The 14,270-nt window shown below is 43.9% G+C and carries 13 protein-coding genes; 12 read left to right on the top strand and 1 reads right to left on the bottom strand.

Annotation, left to right across the window (positions count from 1 at the left end):
- The first annotated feature begins 16 nt into the window (after positions 1 to 16).
- Together fbaA and accD are read left to right on the top strand one after the other, a co-directional pair.
- Positions 17 to 1,084 (top strand): class II fructose-bisphosphate aldolase, encoded by a 1,068-nt coding sequence (gene fbaA / locus PO830_RS05190; RefSeq protein WP_272852469.1) that lies wholly within the window; start codon positions 17 to 19, stop codon positions 1,082 to 1,084.
- Between the two features lie 16 nt (positions 1,085 to 1,100).
- Complete coding sequence (accD, locus tag PO830_RS05185; RefSeq protein WP_272852468.1) at positions 1,101 to 1,967, top strand: acetyl-CoA carboxylase, carboxyltransferase subunit beta; 867 nt, start codon at positions 1,101 to 1,103, stop codon at positions 1,965 to 1,967.
- Positions 1,968 to 2,029: 62 nt separating this feature from the next.
- Here the strand turns inward: accD and PO830_RS05180 are convergent, their stop codons facing one another.
- Positions 2,030 to 2,866, bottom strand: a complete 837-nt coding sequence (locus PO830_RS05180) for a hypothetical protein (RefSeq protein WP_272852467.1) — start codon at positions 2,864 to 2,866, stop codon at positions 2,030 to 2,032.
- A gap of 177 nt (positions 2,867 to 3,043) precedes the next feature.
- Here PO830_RS05180 and rpsO point away from each other — a divergent pair, with 177 nt between their 5' ends.
- From rpsO to PO830_RS05130, 10 genes are all read left to right on the top strand, one after another.
- Positions 3,044 to 3,313 carry a 30S ribosomal protein S15 gene (rpsO, locus tag PO830_RS05175; protein ID WP_272852466.1) on the top strand — a complete coding sequence of 90 codons (270 nt, stop codon included), beginning with the start codon at positions 3,044 to 3,046 and terminating at the stop codon, positions 3,311 to 3,313.
- Between the two features lie 171 nt (positions 3,314 to 3,484).
- Complete coding sequence (locus PO830_RS05170; RefSeq protein ID WP_272852465.1) at positions 3,485 to 5,704, top strand: polyribonucleotide nucleotidyltransferase; 2,220 nt, start codon at positions 3,485 to 3,487, stop codon at positions 5,702 to 5,704.
- A gap of 217 nt (positions 5,705 to 5,921) precedes the next feature.
- The gene (locus tag PO830_RS05165; protein ID WP_272852464.1) at positions 5,922 to 6,497 is read left to right on the top strand and encodes an RNA polymerase sigma factor; all 576 of its coding nucleotides are present in this window, start codon (positions 5,922 to 5,924) and stop codon (positions 6,495 to 6,497) included.
- A gap of 10 nt (positions 6,498 to 6,507) precedes the next feature.
- The gene (locus PO830_RS05160) at positions 6,508 to 7,191 is read left to right on the top strand and encodes a hypothetical protein (RefSeq protein ID WP_272852463.1); all 684 of its coding nucleotides are present in this window, start codon (positions 6,508 to 6,510) and stop codon (positions 7,189 to 7,191) included.
- A gap of 120 nt (positions 7,192 to 7,311) precedes the next feature.
- On the top strand, positions 7,312 to 8,175 hold the full coding sequence (locus tag PO830_RS05155; RefSeq protein WP_272852462.1) for a sigma-70 family RNA polymerase sigma factor: 864 nt from the start codon (positions 7,312 to 7,314) through the stop codon (positions 8,173 to 8,175).
- Positions 8,176 to 8,365: 190 nt separating this feature from the next.
- Positions 8,366 to 8,767: a BLUF domain-containing protein gene (locus PO830_RS05150; protein ID WP_272852461.1), complete on the top strand. Its 402-nt coding sequence runs from the start codon at positions 8,366 to 8,368 to the stop codon at positions 8,765 to 8,767.
- Positions 8,764 to 9,426 (top strand): ribulose-phosphate 3-epimerase, encoded by a 663-nt coding sequence (rpe, locus tag PO830_RS05145; protein WP_272852460.1) that lies wholly within the window; start codon positions 8,764 to 8,766, stop codon positions 9,424 to 9,426. The genes PO830_RS05150 and rpe overlap by 4 nt, the downstream gene beginning before the upstream one ends.
- A gap of 9 nt (positions 9,427 to 9,435) precedes the next feature.
- Positions 9,436 to 10,554: an AraC family transcriptional regulator gene (locus PO830_RS05140; RefSeq protein ID WP_272852459.1), complete on the top strand. Its 1,119-nt coding sequence runs from the start codon at positions 9,436 to 9,438 to the stop codon at positions 10,552 to 10,554.
- Between the two features lie 95 nt (positions 10,555 to 10,649).
- Positions 10,650 to 11,768 (top strand): T9SS type A sorting domain-containing protein, encoded by a 1,119-nt coding sequence (locus tag PO830_RS05135; protein ID WP_272852458.1) that lies wholly within the window; start codon positions 10,650 to 10,652, stop codon positions 11,766 to 11,768.
- 141 nt (positions 11,769 to 11,909) lie between these two features.
- Positions 11,910 to 14,207, top strand: a complete 2,298-nt coding sequence (locus PO830_RS05130; protein WP_272852457.1) for a Periplasmic ligand-binding sensor domain-containing protein — start codon at positions 11,910 to 11,912, stop codon at positions 14,205 to 14,207.
- Positions 14,208 to 14,270 lie beyond the last annotated feature (63 nt).

The raw sequence follows: 14,270 nt of genomic DNA, 5'->3' as shown, positions 1-14,270 counted from the left end.
TTAAACCTTTCCAACTATGAGTCATTCGATCACTCCCGGAGTTGCTACCGGAAAAGAAGTACAACACATCCATCAATACGCAAAAGAAAAAGGCTTTGCCATGCCCGCAGTAAACGTGGTGGGTTCAAATACTATGAATGCCGTAATGGAAACTGCAGCCGAGCTGAACGCTCCAGTGATCATTCAGTTTTCCAATGGCGGGGCCCACTTTAATGCGGGAAAAGGATTGTCGAATGATGGCCAACGCGCTGCGATTGCAGGAGCTGTGGCCGGCGCCAAGCACGTACACCAGATGGCCACGCTATATGGCGCCACGGTGATCATGCATACCGATCATTGCGCCAAGAAATTACTGCCTTGGGTCGATGGCATGCTCACTGCCGGAGAAGAACACTTCAAGAAAACAGGGAAGTCACTCTATAGTTCTCACATGCTGGATCTTTCGGAAGAACCAATAGAAGAGAATATCGAGATTTGCAAACGATACCTCGAGCGCATGAGCAAGATGGGCATGACCCTGGAAATTGAATTGGGAATTACCGGCGGGGAAGAAGACGGTGTTGACAATACCGATGTAGACAGTTCAAAACTCTACACACAGCCGGAAGAAGTAGCCTACGCCTATGAAGAATTAAGTAAGGTAAGTGATCAATTTACCGTGGCAGCGGCCTTCGGAAACGTACACGGCGTGTATAAGCCGGGGAACGTAAAGTTGACTCCAAAGATCTTGAAGAATTCGCAAGAATTTATTCAGAAAAAATACAACACAGATCACAATCCTATTGACTTTGTATTCCACGGCGGAAGCGGTTCTACGGTGGAAGAAATTCGAGAAGCAATTGGGTATGGCGTAATCAAGATGAACATTGATACCGACCTTCAGTTTGCGTTCAACGAAGGAATTCGCGATTATATGACCGGAAATATTGATTTCCTGAGAACACAAATCGGTAACCCCGATGGGGATGATGTTCCCAACAAAAAATATTATGATCCTAGAAAATGGCTTCGGGAAGGAGAACTCACCTTCAAAGCTCGCTTGAAAAAAGCATTCGAAGACCTTAACAACATTAACACGCTTTAATTAAAACCCCCCTTTTATGGCTTGGTTTAAACGAACTAAAAAAGGAATTCAAACCCCTACGGAAGAGAAAAAAGATGTGCCAAAAGGACTTTGGTACAAATCTCCTACCGGAAAGATTGTAGATGCCGAAGAACTGGAAAACAACTATTATGTGAGCCCGGAAGACGGCTATCACGTGCGTATTGGTAGTACCGAATATTTCCAGATCCTGTTTGACGACAACAAGTTTAAAGAACTGGATAAAAACCTGACGTCAAAAGATCCTTTGAAATTTGAAGACAAGAAGAAATATACAGACCGTCTTAAAACCGCGCAGGACAAAACCGGATTAAAAGATGCCGTGCGTACCGCCGTTGGAAAATCGATGGGGGAAGACCTTGTGGTTGCCTGTATGGACTTTAGTTTTATCGGCGGCTCTATGGGTAGTGTGGTAGGAGAAAAGATTGCCCGCGCAGCAGATCATTCCTTAAAGAACAACATTCCGTTTTTGATGATCTCTAAAAGTGGCGGCGCGCGTATGATGGAAGCCGCTTTATCACTCATGCAATTGGCAAAAACCAGTTCGAAGTTAGCGCAACTGGCCGAGGCAAAGATCCCTTATATTTCACTTTGTACCGATCCCACAACGGGTGGAACCACCGCATCGTTTGCGATGTTAGGTGACATCAACATCAGCGAACCTGGCGCCTTAATTGGGTTTGCAGGACCTCGTGTAGTGCGCGATACTACCGGAAAAGAATTGCCGGAAGGTTTTCAAACGGCTGAATTTGTACTGGATCACGGCTTCTTAGATTTTATCACACATCGAAAAGATCTCAAACGAAAAATAAATCTCTATTTGGATTTGGTATTGAACCGTCCCTTACGAGAAAAATCAGCTTAATTAAAAAAGCCGCTTCAAAAGCGGCTTTTTTTTTGGAATCAACTCAATTTCGTGAGTGGCCATCATTGAAGGATAATGGTGTAATCCACCCCATTAAAGGTAAATATGGCGATGTTATCGCACTCACCCGCTCCAAAATTAAGAGCTCCAGTAAGCGATTGCTGTGTAATGCTCAATTCTCCGCTTACTAAAAACGGACAATCCAATTCGCGCACTAAGGTTTCGGTCACTTCTCCCGTACGTTCAAAACCGTTTGACAAAGTGGTCGTCCAATTGCCTTCAATGTGATACACATTATCTTCCCAAGTACCACTGCCAACTCCTTCGACCCATTCGGCAATACGAAGGCCATTTCGTGTAGCGGTTACCTCGGTGTCGGGGAACGTCACAACTATAGAACCGTTCCAGGTAGATTGCGGATTTCCATCGGTATTGGCAATTTCACGCAAGATGGTTCCGCCACCAGTGACACCGTTACCATTGTAGGTGAAATTTTCGTAGGTGTACGTCAGGTTACGTTCTCCTTCAATAATGGGAGAAAACTCGATGAGGATTTGTCCGGAAACTTCTGCTCCATTGTTTAAGGTACAGCCCTCACCAAAATCAACTGTGATGGTTCCTCCATTTCCGTCGGTTACCAGAGTTACAATCGCACAGTTGGTAAATAAAGAGTTTTCTGCGGAACGCCCTTCGGCTTCTTCCGCGTAAGCGTTTTCAACAATATTGAAGCTTCCTTCTACTGCAATATCAGTTCGGGCAGCAATCGTAGCATTATCTGCGGAAAAATCTACTTGAGGATCATTGTCATTCACAACAGTGTCATCATCAGTATTACATGCTGTAAATGCAAACATGCTAATTACTAAAGACAAAGCGATGGTTTTTTGAATACGTTTCATACTATTAGTGTTTTGGGTTTGTTGTTATGACTTTAAAAACGGAAAAAAGTTTAACCTAGTACCTCATCCTCAAATAATAAAGCTTTTAAAGCACCTGTATTAAGTTATTTTTGTACTTTTGCCGCTCGAATCACACGAAGTGAGTCGGTACATAAAAATCATTTTAATAATATTGGCATGTATTTAGCACCAGAAAAGAAACAAGAAATTTTTGCAAAGCACGGGAAGTCGAAGACCGATACCGGTTCTACTGAAGGACAAATCGCGTTGTTCACCTACCGTATCGAGCACCTTACAAAACACCTAAAAAACAACCAAAAGGACTTCAACACAGAGCGTTCTTTGGTACGTTTGGTAGGGAAGCGCCGTTCGCTTCTTGATTATTTAATGAAGAAGGACATTATGCGTTACCGCGCCATCGTAAAAGAATTAGGATTGCGTAAGTAAGAATGTAAAGGGGCGTTATGCCCCTTTTTTGTATTGTTTCCGAAAGGAAAAAACAAAAAAGCTGCCTGTTAGTTTTTCATTGGTCTCCACAACAACACAACTTTTGTCTGAAATACAGACAACGACCAGTTAACAAACGTTTGCGTCTGCAAACAAAATTGAAAAACAAACATGATACCTAAAACATTTACAGAGGTCATTGATCTGGGAGATGGAAGAGAGATTTCCATTGAAACCGGAAAATTGGCCAAACAAGCCCACGGTTCGGTAGTGGTACGTATGGGAGACGCCATGCTGCTGTGTACCATCGTGAGCAACCGTGAAGCAAGCCCAGTTGACTTTTTGCCCCTTACCGTAGATTATCGCGAAAAATTCGCCGCTGCCGGTCGTTACCCTGGTGGTTTCTTTAAAAGAGAAGCACGCCCTAGCACCGAAGAGATCTTGGTGATGCGTCTGGTTGATCGCTGCTTACGTCCTTTATTCCCAAAAGATTATCACAACGAAGTACAGGTGATGATCCAGTTAATGTCGCACGACGAAAACGTAATGCCCGATGCCCTAGCCGGATTGGCTGCTTCAACGGCCATTCAACTAAGTGATATTCCTTTTGAATATCCTATTTCTGAAGTACGTGTCGCTCGTGTTGACGGAGAATTCATTATCAATCCTAGCTACGAACAATTAGCTGAGGCCGATATGGACCTCATGGTGGGTGCTTCCGAAGACAGCGTTGCCATGGTAGAAGGAGAAATGGACGAATGTAGCGAAGAAGACATGGCAGAAGCCATCAAATTTGCGCACGAAGCTATTAAAGAACAATGTCGCGCTCAGGTTCGTTTGGTAGAACAAACAGGCGGTAAAAAGGAAACACGCACCTATGAAGGAGAGCGTGAAGATGACGCCTTGGCCGCTAAAATAAAAGATGCCGTCTATCAAAAATGCTACGATGTAGCCAAACAAGGTCTTGGCAAAGGAGAGCGTAGCGAAGCATTTTCTGCAATTAAAGAAGAATTAGTAGCTACTTTTTCAGAAGAAGAAATTGAAGAACACGGAGACTTGATCTCTAAATACTTCAAAGCGGCGCATAAAGAAGCGGTACGTGATGTCGTGCTCAAAGAAGGGATGCGCCTAGACGGTCGAAAAAGCACCGACATTCGCCCCATTTGGTGTGAAGTAGATTACTTACCATCTACCCATGGTTCGTCTATCTTTACCCGTGGAGAAACACAAGCTCTGGCCACGGCTACCTTGGGAACTTCAAGAGAAGCCAACATCATTGATCTTCCTACCCAACAAGGGGAAGAGACGTTCTACCTACATTACAACTTCCCTCCTTTCTCAACGGGAGAGGCACGTCCTATTCGCGGAACGTCTCGTCGAGAGATCGGTCACGGAAACTTAGCACAACGCGCCTTGAAAGGAATGATCCCAGAGGATTGCCCCTACACGGTACGAGTGGTAAGTGAAGTATTGGAAAGTAACGGATCTTCTTCCATGGCAACCGTATGTAGCGGAACCATGGCGTTGATGGATGCCGGTATTCAATTGAAACGTCCCGTTAGTGGTATTGCCATGGGATTAATTACCGATGGTGAAAATTACGCGGTATTAAGCGATATCCTTGGTGACGAAGATCACTTAGGTGACATGGACTTCAAAGTAACCGGGACCGAAGAAGGAATCACAGCCTGCCAAATGGATATCAAGATCAAAGGATTGCCTTACGAGATCTTGATCAAAGCACTAAAGCAAGCTCGTGACGGTCGTTTGCATATTTTGAAAAAAATCACCGATACGATTGCGGCGCCGAATACAACCGTTAAAGCGCATGCGCCGAAAATCGTTACCACAACGATTCCGGAAGATTATATTGGAGCGTTAATAGGACCCGGTGGAAAGAACATTCAGGAGCTTCAGAAACGTACGGAAACAACTATCGTTATTAACGAAGAGGATGGAAAAGGGATTGTCGAAATTCTTGGAACCAACCAAGAGGGAATTGATGCGGTCATTAAAGCCGTTGAAGCCCTCACCTTCAAACCTGAAAAAGACAGCGTTTACGAAGTAAAAGTAATTAAGCTATTAGACTTTGGTGCGGTAGTAGAATACCTCGAGGCACCGGGGAATGAAACCTTGTTACACATTTCTGAACTCGACTGGAAACGTACCGACAATGTTACCGACGTGGTAAACCTTGGTGATGTCTTAGATGTGAAATACCTCGGAATCGATCCGCGTACGAAGAAAGATCGTGTATCCAGAAAGGTATTGATCCCAAAACCGGAAGGATACAAGGAACGCAGCGGAGGCGGCGGTGGAAACCGAAACCGCAAACGCGATGGAAACAGAGATGGAAATCGCAACCGCAATCGGGATAATAAAAGAGACTAATTTGTTTCTTAACACAAGAAAAAGCACCTCGTTTGAGGTGCTTTTTTTGTTTTGCCTATTTTTAAATCCGCTACGCTACCTGTTGGTGTGTCTTTTTTTACGAGCGTAATATGTTGATCAATACGGTAGGAATTTAATGGCTTTAGATGTTCTATTCACAAAAGATTCAACCGAATTCAATTAAGAAATCGAATGGATACAAGCAACCTTTTGTGCGATGAAAAGACTATTGAAAAAGAAACGAGAAACTCATTCTGTGGAATTGAACGAACTCATTGATAAATGCAAGAAAAAGGAGCGAACCGCTCAAAAAGAACTTTTTCTGCGCTATAAGGATGATTTGTATTTTTTGTCCCTAAAGTATTGCCGAAATCAAGAGCAGGCAGAAGATAACGTACACGACACCTTCATCGAGGTATTTCAAAAGATTCATACCTACAAAGGCACAGGCTCTTTTGAAGGTTGGATGAAACGCATGGCGATCTTCAAGGCAATCGATAAATTCAAAAAAGGCCTAAAGGATAATATAACGTATAATCCCGAATTGGGCAGCGATGCAGAAGTAGCAGAAGAAACGATTGAATGCTTATCATTATCTCGCATTCTATCGTGTATACAAAAATTACCCGATCAATACCGACTGGTCTTTAACCTATATCAATTGGACGGTTTTACGCACAAGGAGATCGCCAGGGAATTAGGCATATCGGAAGGCACCTCTAACTCCAATTACCATCGTGCTAAAAAACTACTAAAGAAAGAAATTAATCACCTACGCCAACAGGCGTCATAACCTGAAGCTTATGAAAGATTTTAAAGACATTGGATCCCTTTTTGAAGAACGCTTGCAGGGTGCACGGGTTACAGCTGACGCTCAAATTTGGAATCGTATTGAGGCCAGCATGGAACGAAAAAAGCGTTTATTTTGGCTTTGGACCGCCGGATTAGGGGTCATCATTCTTGGTGTGGGGATATGGTTGAGTGCTGAAAAAAGTACTTCAGGAGTACAGGCGCTCATCGCTGCGAACACGCTACATTCGGAAGGAATCACATCCATCTCTACTGAGTCTACTGCGGCTCCTTACCGTACGCCACGTGCTCGTGCCATCGCGCTAATTTTTCAACAGAAAAGCAAAACAACCGCCCAATCTTCTAACATTGCCCAAACGGTCACTGAAAAAAAGGGTACAGAAAAAGTTTCCGAAGCAAGTACCACCATACGCAAGAATCTAGCAGATGAGGAGACAGCGGCCATTAAAAACCCTGAGGACAACGTGCGGTCGGTTTCCAACATGACCCGTGGTTCTGAAGTAGACGACACCAAAGACACCCGCGATCTGGAAGGGTTTAAGAAGAAAACCATCTATCATTATTACAACAGTGCTACTGACAGTTTTTACAGCACAACAAACAGGAGAGAACTCGATAGTATTACGAAAGCGAATACACCCGGAACCATAATGCTCAAAGATTCGATAGCGCCATAAAGCAGCTACTTAACCGCTACTTTTTAAAAAAAGATAAAAGTTGTGTAACTTTTCGAAACCTTTTTACGTATAACCCTATGCACAGGATTATTTAACTTACTTTAGAAAGGATTATCGTTCATGAGACAACTTAAAATCACCAAGCAGGTTACCAACCGGGAAACTGCCTCCTTAGACAAGTACCTTCAGGAAATTGGAAAAGTTGACTTAATTACCGCAGATGAAGAAGTAGAGTTGGCACAACGCATAAAAGCGGGGGACCAACGCGCTTTGGAAAAATTGACTAAAGCGAATCTACGTTTTGTTGTTTCGGTAGCTAAGCAATACCAAAATCAAGGGCTAACGCTGCCCGACCTGATCAATGAAGGGAACCTGGGGCTTATTAAAGCTGCGCAGCGATTTGATGAAACCCGAGGGTTCAAATTCATCTCGTATGCCGTTTGGTGGATTCGCCAATCCATTCTTCAGGCATTGGCAGAGCAATCTCGTATTGTTCGCCTTCCGCTGAATAAGATTGGAAGTATTAACAAAATTAACAAGACCTTTGCACATCTAGAGCAAGCGCATGAGCGCCCACCGTCTGCGGAAGAAATCGCCAAAGAGTTGGACATGACCATCAACGATGTGAAAGAGTCGATGAAAAACTCAGGACGCCATGTCTCCATGGACGCTCCGTTGGTAGAAGGGGAAGATTCCAACTTGTATGATGTATTGCGAAGTGGTGAGTCTCCCAATCCAGACCGAACCTTATTACACGAATCGCTTAAAACGGAGATCGAACGTGCGCTAGAAACCTTAACGCCTCGTGAAGCGGATGTGATTCGGTTGTATTTTGGCCTTGGAGACCAACACCCAATGACCTTAGAAGAAATTGGAGAGACCTTTGACCTAACACGCGAGCGTGTTCGACAAATCAAGGAAAAGGCAATTCGCCGACTCAAACACACCTCGAGAAGTAAAATCTTGAAAACCTATTTGGGCTAGCCCCTTACAGCAACAACAGTTACTCCCAAATTCGATTTGGATTAAGATAACTGTTCGTTTTTTGATTGATGAATGACCTCCGGCTGATTACCGGAGGTTTTTTCTTTGAATACCAATCATTTTTGTAGGAATTGCAGCATCCAAACTAGGGTCATTTTCGTATCTTTCCAAGATACCTAACTATGAATTTATGTCTTATACCATTTGCTACGTAAGCAAAGCGCAAGAGCACTGTACCGAAGAAGATATTCAGAATATCTTTGACGAAACCCAGCAGCACAATCTTGCTAACAATATCCATGGAATTTTACTGTACGGATTTGGTAACTTCTTTCAGGTGTTGGAAGGAAATAAAGAAATTGTTGAACGCTTGTTTCAAAAAATCTGTGAGGATGAACGACATCAACGCGTGGAGGTTCTTATTCGTCATTACATAACAATTCCTATCTTTGCAACCTACAGTTCGAAATTCAATATTGTTAAAACCAATCGCGAACTGGAAGCGGTTCGAACGTATTTAGACACACATAAAGAGTCTAATCCGTTCTCCGATAAGGTTCATCGATTAATTCACCCATTTATCATACCATGACAACACCACGCATCGCCCCATCCCTACTAGCAGCCGATTTTGCCAACCTTCAACGCGACTGTGAATTAGTGAATGAGAGCGACGCAGACTGGTTTCATTTAGACGTGATGGATGGCGTCTTCGTTCCAAATATTTCCTTCGGAATGCCGGTTATCAAGGCTATCGCGCAGCACGCTACCAAAACCTTGGACGTCCATCTAATGATCGTGGACCCAGATCGGTATATTCAACATTTTGCCGATTTAGGCGCACACAATCTAACGGTGCACTACGAAGCCTGTACCCACCTTCACAGAACATTACAAGCCATTAAAGCAGCCGGAATGAAGGCTGGCGTAGCCCTCAATCCGCACACGCCTATTGCACAGCTTTCGGATATCATTAAGGACGTAGATCTGGTTTGTCTTATGAGTGTCAATCCAGGGTTTGGCGGACAAAGTTTTATAGAAAACACCTACGAAAAGGTCAAAGCGCTAAAAACGCTTATCAACGAAAACAAGGCCTCCACCTTGATCGAAATTGACGGTGGGGTTACTAGTAAAAATGCCGAAGCCCTCGTGGCTGCCGGTGCCGATGTTCTAGTAGCAGGAAGTTTTGTCTTTAAATCGAAGGACCCGAAGCATACCATCGCACAGTTGAAAGAACTAGTGCAATCCTAAAGATGTAGCATGGTGCAGCCGGGATTCGATACATGGATAATAGGATTTCTAGTGGTATCGCTCTTCGGAATCTACTTGAGCATCAAACTCATCCAATCTCGTAGCGGTAATCGTCTGAACCTTCCCATGATTTTCGTGTTATTGGGATTCTCCATCATATTGGTGCAGTACGTAGCCTTCTGGACCGGTTATAAGCAAAAATATCCTTGGTTGTACGGATACGACAGTACCTGGTACCTGCTCTTTGGCCCCTTACTCTATCAGTATGTCGTTCAATTTTATCATGCCGAATATCGCATTCGCTGGATGCACTATCTCCCGGCAGGAGTTTTAGCCGTACTTACCACAATCTACTTTGTAAAAACCGGAGGCCGCTTTTTCGACCCTGCTGTGACAGGCGAAACGCTACACTACTTTTTTCGTTCCTTACGTTCTCCTTGGGTGGGAGGTATTTCCCTGGGTATCTATATTTTTACGATTCAGAATTTTATCGCCTTTCATCGCACTGATGGGAACCAACAATACACGAAGCTTCGAGATCAATGGGCTCGGTGGTTGCTTCGGTGGTTTTCGGTATTTACGCTGGCATATCTCAGTTATTTTACGTTGGTTCGTTTTGAATTTTTCAATACTGCCTGGGATTATGCGATTTCTTTCACCATGACAATAGGCATCTATGGCTTGAGTTATTTTGTGATCAAAGAACCTTCGATCTTTAACGGGATGCTTTGGAAGCAGCTCTTTTTACCGGCTGAATCTAAAAATGGATCGGGCCTTACGGCGGAAACCGAAACGGAATTCTACCAATTACTACTCACCCATATGCAGACTAAGCAACCGTATTTAGACAATCAATTGCGGTTGGTGACCTTGGCCGATCAGATCGGGTTATCGGCACACACCGTATCGCACCTAATCAACCTTCGATCGGGCATGAATTTTAATCAATTTGTTAATAATTACCGATTGTCGCATGCAGAGACCTTACTGAAAGACAATTCCAATACGCCCATTAAACAAGTGTATTTCAATTCAGGATTTAACAACAAAGCGACCTTTTACAAGGTATTCCGAAGCAAACACAAATGCACGCCCTCTGAGTATCAAAACCGAAAAGGTAAAGGGTAAGAATACTTCAGAAAATCGTATCCATTTATAATTGTAAACACCTTTTTCATAGGTAAGTAGGACTTTAGGATCTATAAATTCTAAACAAAATACCCATGAAAAAACAACTAACACTCTTTTTATGGCTCTTGGCAGGTGCCATTATTACTGTATCTGCGCAGGGCTTAGAAATCTACGTAAGCGATGCCGGCAACTTTAACAACCCACCCTGGCAAATCCTTAAGTTTGATGCAGACGGTAGCAATGGTGAAGTATTCATCACCGAAGAACTGGGTTGGCCACAAGACATCCTTTTTCTGCCCGATCGCAATGAAGTGCTTATTTCCAATTTAACAACCGGACTCATTAACAGGCACGTAGGTCGCTCAGGGGACTATCAAAATGTATTTGCGGAAGTTGACGGAGGTCCTACCCGAATGAAAATTGGAAGTGATGGTCTTATTTATGTATTGCAGTGGCAAGGAAATGGTCGCGTGTTACGCTATCAACAAGACGGAACCTTTGTTGATGAATTTACGACCGTAGGCGTCCCCAATAGTATCGGTCTCGATTGGGATGCCGCGGGAAATCTCTACGTTTCCTCCTTTAACGGAGGCACTGTTCGGCAGTTTGATAGTAGTGGTAACGACCTCGGGTTGTTCATAGAAAATGACCTTACCGGACCGACAAATATTTGGTTCGAGGACAATGGTGATTTACTGGTGCTCGATTGGAGCGGTGGGAGTGTTGATAGATTTGATAGTAATGGCGACTTTCTTGAATCGTTCACGACTGATATTAGTCAGCCTGAAGGCATCGATCAGCTGCCTAATGGCGATTATATTGTAGGTAATGGTCAGGCTGGTGGCAATGGTAGTGTACGCGTTTTTGATGCGAGTGGTACCACAGTAGAAGATGTGGTGCCGGCGGGTGCGCTCGATTTATTGCAACCCAATGCCGTTGTTCTGTTTGATAGCAGCACCCTTCAAGTTAGTGACGTAACTCCAACCACACCGTGGATTCATCCAACCATCGGAGATACATTCCGATTGACACATTCCGTTGCCACCAGTTTTGACGAATGGATTGTATTTGACCTACGGGGTACCGTGGTGTCTCAACAGTCTACAGATCAGCTCACTTGGGATGCCTCAGCTATTGCTTCGGGCGTTTATTTTGTTCAATTGCGAAATAGCACATCATCGATAACTCAGAAGCTTGTGGTAAGGCATTGATGGTTGCCTACCCACCAAGACCACCCGCATTCCCTTGAATACGGGTGGTGGTTTAACATTTCGTATAGACTTAGAGAATGTTAAATTCACTATTTTAAGTAGGGTAATTATACATAAAACTGTTATACTCAAAACAACCTTATGATAGCAAGACTACTTCCCTTCATTGTTTGCATGCTGTTTACCGGCCTTTCCAGTTGGGCCCAGGACGATCCCAATTGGACCTATATCAAGAAAGATAATACAGGAATTGGAGGCCTTCTTCATTTTATGATACAAGGCGATCCCTTCGGAAATATTTGGACGGGAGGCTACACTTCCACCACCGAAGAGGGCAGTCTCGTTCGCATTAGTCCACAAGACACTGTATACACCAACTGGAGTACCTATGACGAGGATTACTTAACCAACGGACTTATTTACGATGTTGATTTTGACAGCACCGGAATTATTTGGGTGGCCACTGCATCGGGAGTAACCACTTCGGAAGATGGCTTTGAATGGACACATTACGATACTTCAAATTCCACATTGTTAGCTGATAACACCAAGGGGGTTGCTATCGATAGTGCCGATAAAGTATGGATGGTCGCCAATGATGATACTCCGTCATTATCGGGTGTGGGTACTTTTGATGACACGGTTTGGGTCTTTTCAACCTTTGTGGAAATGGGACTCACAAGTCCGGTTGAACTGAATGACATCGCGATAGACTCACAGGACAACAAATGGGTTGCCACCGATGGTGGATTGCTGCAGTACGATGGTAGTACCTGGAATCAGTTCACAACGACCAATAGTGCCCTGTCATCGAACGACGTACTGGAAGTTTCTGTTGATGATCAAGATAGAATCTTGGTGTTATCTTCGGGTGCCCTGGACATTTACGATGGAAGCGACTGGACACACGTAACGGCAGCCGATCTACCGGTAAGTACCCTCAATGCGAATTCGTTGGACGTACGCGGCGATCAAATTCTTATGACCGACGCCAGCAATTTTAGATTGATTTATTTTGATGGAACCGAGTGGTTTGCTGAATTCGTGAACTACCACATGTTTGATAGTTTCATTGACGAAGAAGGAAATTATTGGGCGTCTTGTTCCGAAGCCGTAATCCGTTACGATGGTTCCGAATGGACACGATTTACACAATACAATACAGGATTGCCCAGCGATTTCAATGAAGATATCTTTATTGATAGTCAGGGCCGAAGATGGTTTGCCAACGGAAACGGAGGTATTCAAGTTTTTGATTGCCCCGCCTGGGAAGTGTATGGCCCCGATAACGAGGGATTATTTCCGAATCCTCAGACTATTTTTGAAACGACGATTGGTACCTCCATAACGGAAGATGGAGACGGAGATATTTGGTTTACCTACGACGGAACCTCGGGATATGCCATTCAAATTCCTGATGGCAACTACAACGATTATAATTCATGGATCATCTGGGATAATACGAATTCGGTGCCCGAACTGCAATTCGTTGAACAAGTAGAAGCTACCGATGATGGCTTGGTTTTCCTGAGACAATTCTCAGCGAATACTCCAATGTACGATAAAAACACCGGTACCTGGACGGTTTGGAATATGTCTAACGGACTTACAAGTCCGCCAGACTGCCTAGCAGCGCGTCCCGGAGGCGGCATGTATGTGGGTAGATTTCAAGGAATCGATGTCTATGAAAATGGAAGTTGGAGCACCATAGACCTGAGCCCTCAAGGCATTGGCGGCATTCGTGATATTCTTTTCGACGGACTCGATAATATGTGGATTGCTGCTGAAAACGGTCTCTGGAAGTTTGATGGTACTACCTGGACAAACTGGAATATAGACAACAGCAATATAGCCGCAAATTATGTGACAGGCATTGCTACCGATGCCGATCACAATATCTACATTAGCGCGCATAACACACAAATTTTTCCCTATTACGGCGGATTCTCCTATTTTGATGGCGACAGCTCCAACACCACATTTACTACCTTTTTAGCAGAAGACAGTCCGCTTGGCCATAAACAGGTAGAAGACATAGAGGTTGATGAATTTGGAAATATCTGGGCACTTGCACAGAGCGAAGGGTTTAGTATATATAATCCGAATGGAATTTCCGGGTTTGAATGTATCGATCGATCGTTAGAGCGTACCACCTTTAGCATTACAGATGTTGATGGGAATAGCGAGACATCCTTCTGGGGCTACCCGAACCCATTCGACAATAGTGCCACTCTTGTGTTTACTACCAACAATACTGAAGATCATAGTTTGCGCGTTGTTAATATTCTTGGGCAGCAAATTTTTCAGAAAGACTTGAACAACGTACAACCTGGGCGAAATGAAATTCAATTGGAGCTTACCGATCAACCGGCCGGCGTGTATTTTTGTACCTTGGCTACCAATCGAACCGTCGCCACAGTAAAGCTTATTAAGAGATAAATTCTTTGTTCCGTTTTATTGATTTATTCGATACTTGCCCATTCTGTTTTCAGCATGGGCTTT

The sequence above is a fragment of the Altibacter sp. HG106 genome (genome assembly GCF_028561755.1).
Classification (GTDB): Bacteria; Bacteroidota; Bacteroidia; order Flavobacteriales; family Flavobacteriaceae; genus DFVG01.
This window is presented reverse-complemented; position numbering and strand designations above follow the sequence as displayed.

Bases quoted from the DNA above. Each gene is read 5' to 3' on its own strand.
- PO830_RS05180 (WP_272852467.1), bottom strand. From the start codon at position 2,866: ATGAAACGTATTCAAAAAACCATCGCTTTGTCTTTAGTAATTAGCATG.
- PO830_RS05165 (WP_272852464.1), top strand. From the start codon at position 5,922: ATGAAAAGACTATTGAAAAAGAAACGAGAAACTCATTCTGTGGAATTG.
- accD (WP_272852468.1), top strand. From the start codon at position 1,101: ATGGCTTGGTTTAAACGAACTAAAAAAGGAATTCAAACCCCTACGGAA.
- PO830_RS05135 (WP_272852458.1), top strand. From the start codon at position 10,650: ATGAAAAAACAACTAACACTCTTTTTATGGCTCTTGGCAGGTGCCATT.
- PO830_RS05160 (WP_272852463.1), top strand. From the start codon at position 6,508: ATGAAAGATTTTAAAGACATTGGATCCCTTTTTGAAGAACGCTTGCAG.
- PO830_RS05130 (WP_272852457.1), top strand. From the start codon at position 11,910: ATGATAGCAAGACTACTTCCCTTCATTGTTTGCATGCTGTTTACCGGC.
- rpe (WP_272852460.1), top strand. From the start codon at position 8,764: ATGACAACACCACGCATCGCCCCATCCCTACTAGCAGCCGATTTTGCC.
- fbaA (WP_272852469.1), top strand. From the start codon at position 17: ATGAGTCATTCGATCACTCCCGGAGTTGCTACCGGAAAAGAAGTACAA.
- PO830_RS05150 (WP_272852461.1), top strand. From the start codon at position 8,366: ATGTCTTATACCATTTGCTACGTAAGCAAAGCGCAAGAGCACTGTACC.
- PO830_RS05170 (WP_272852465.1), top strand. From the start codon at position 3,485: ATGATACCTAAAACATTTACAGAGGTCATTGATCTGGGAGATGGAAGA.
- PO830_RS05155 (WP_272852462.1), top strand. From the start codon at position 7,312: ATGAGACAACTTAAAATCACCAAGCAGGTTACCAACCGGGAAACTGCC.
- rpsO (WP_272852466.1), top strand. From the start codon at position 3,044: ATGTATTTAGCACCAGAAAAGAAACAAGAAATTTTTGCAAAGCACGGG.
- PO830_RS05140 (WP_272852459.1), top strand. From the start codon at position 9,436: ATGGTGCAGCCGGGATTCGATACATGGATAATAGGATTTCTAGTGGTA.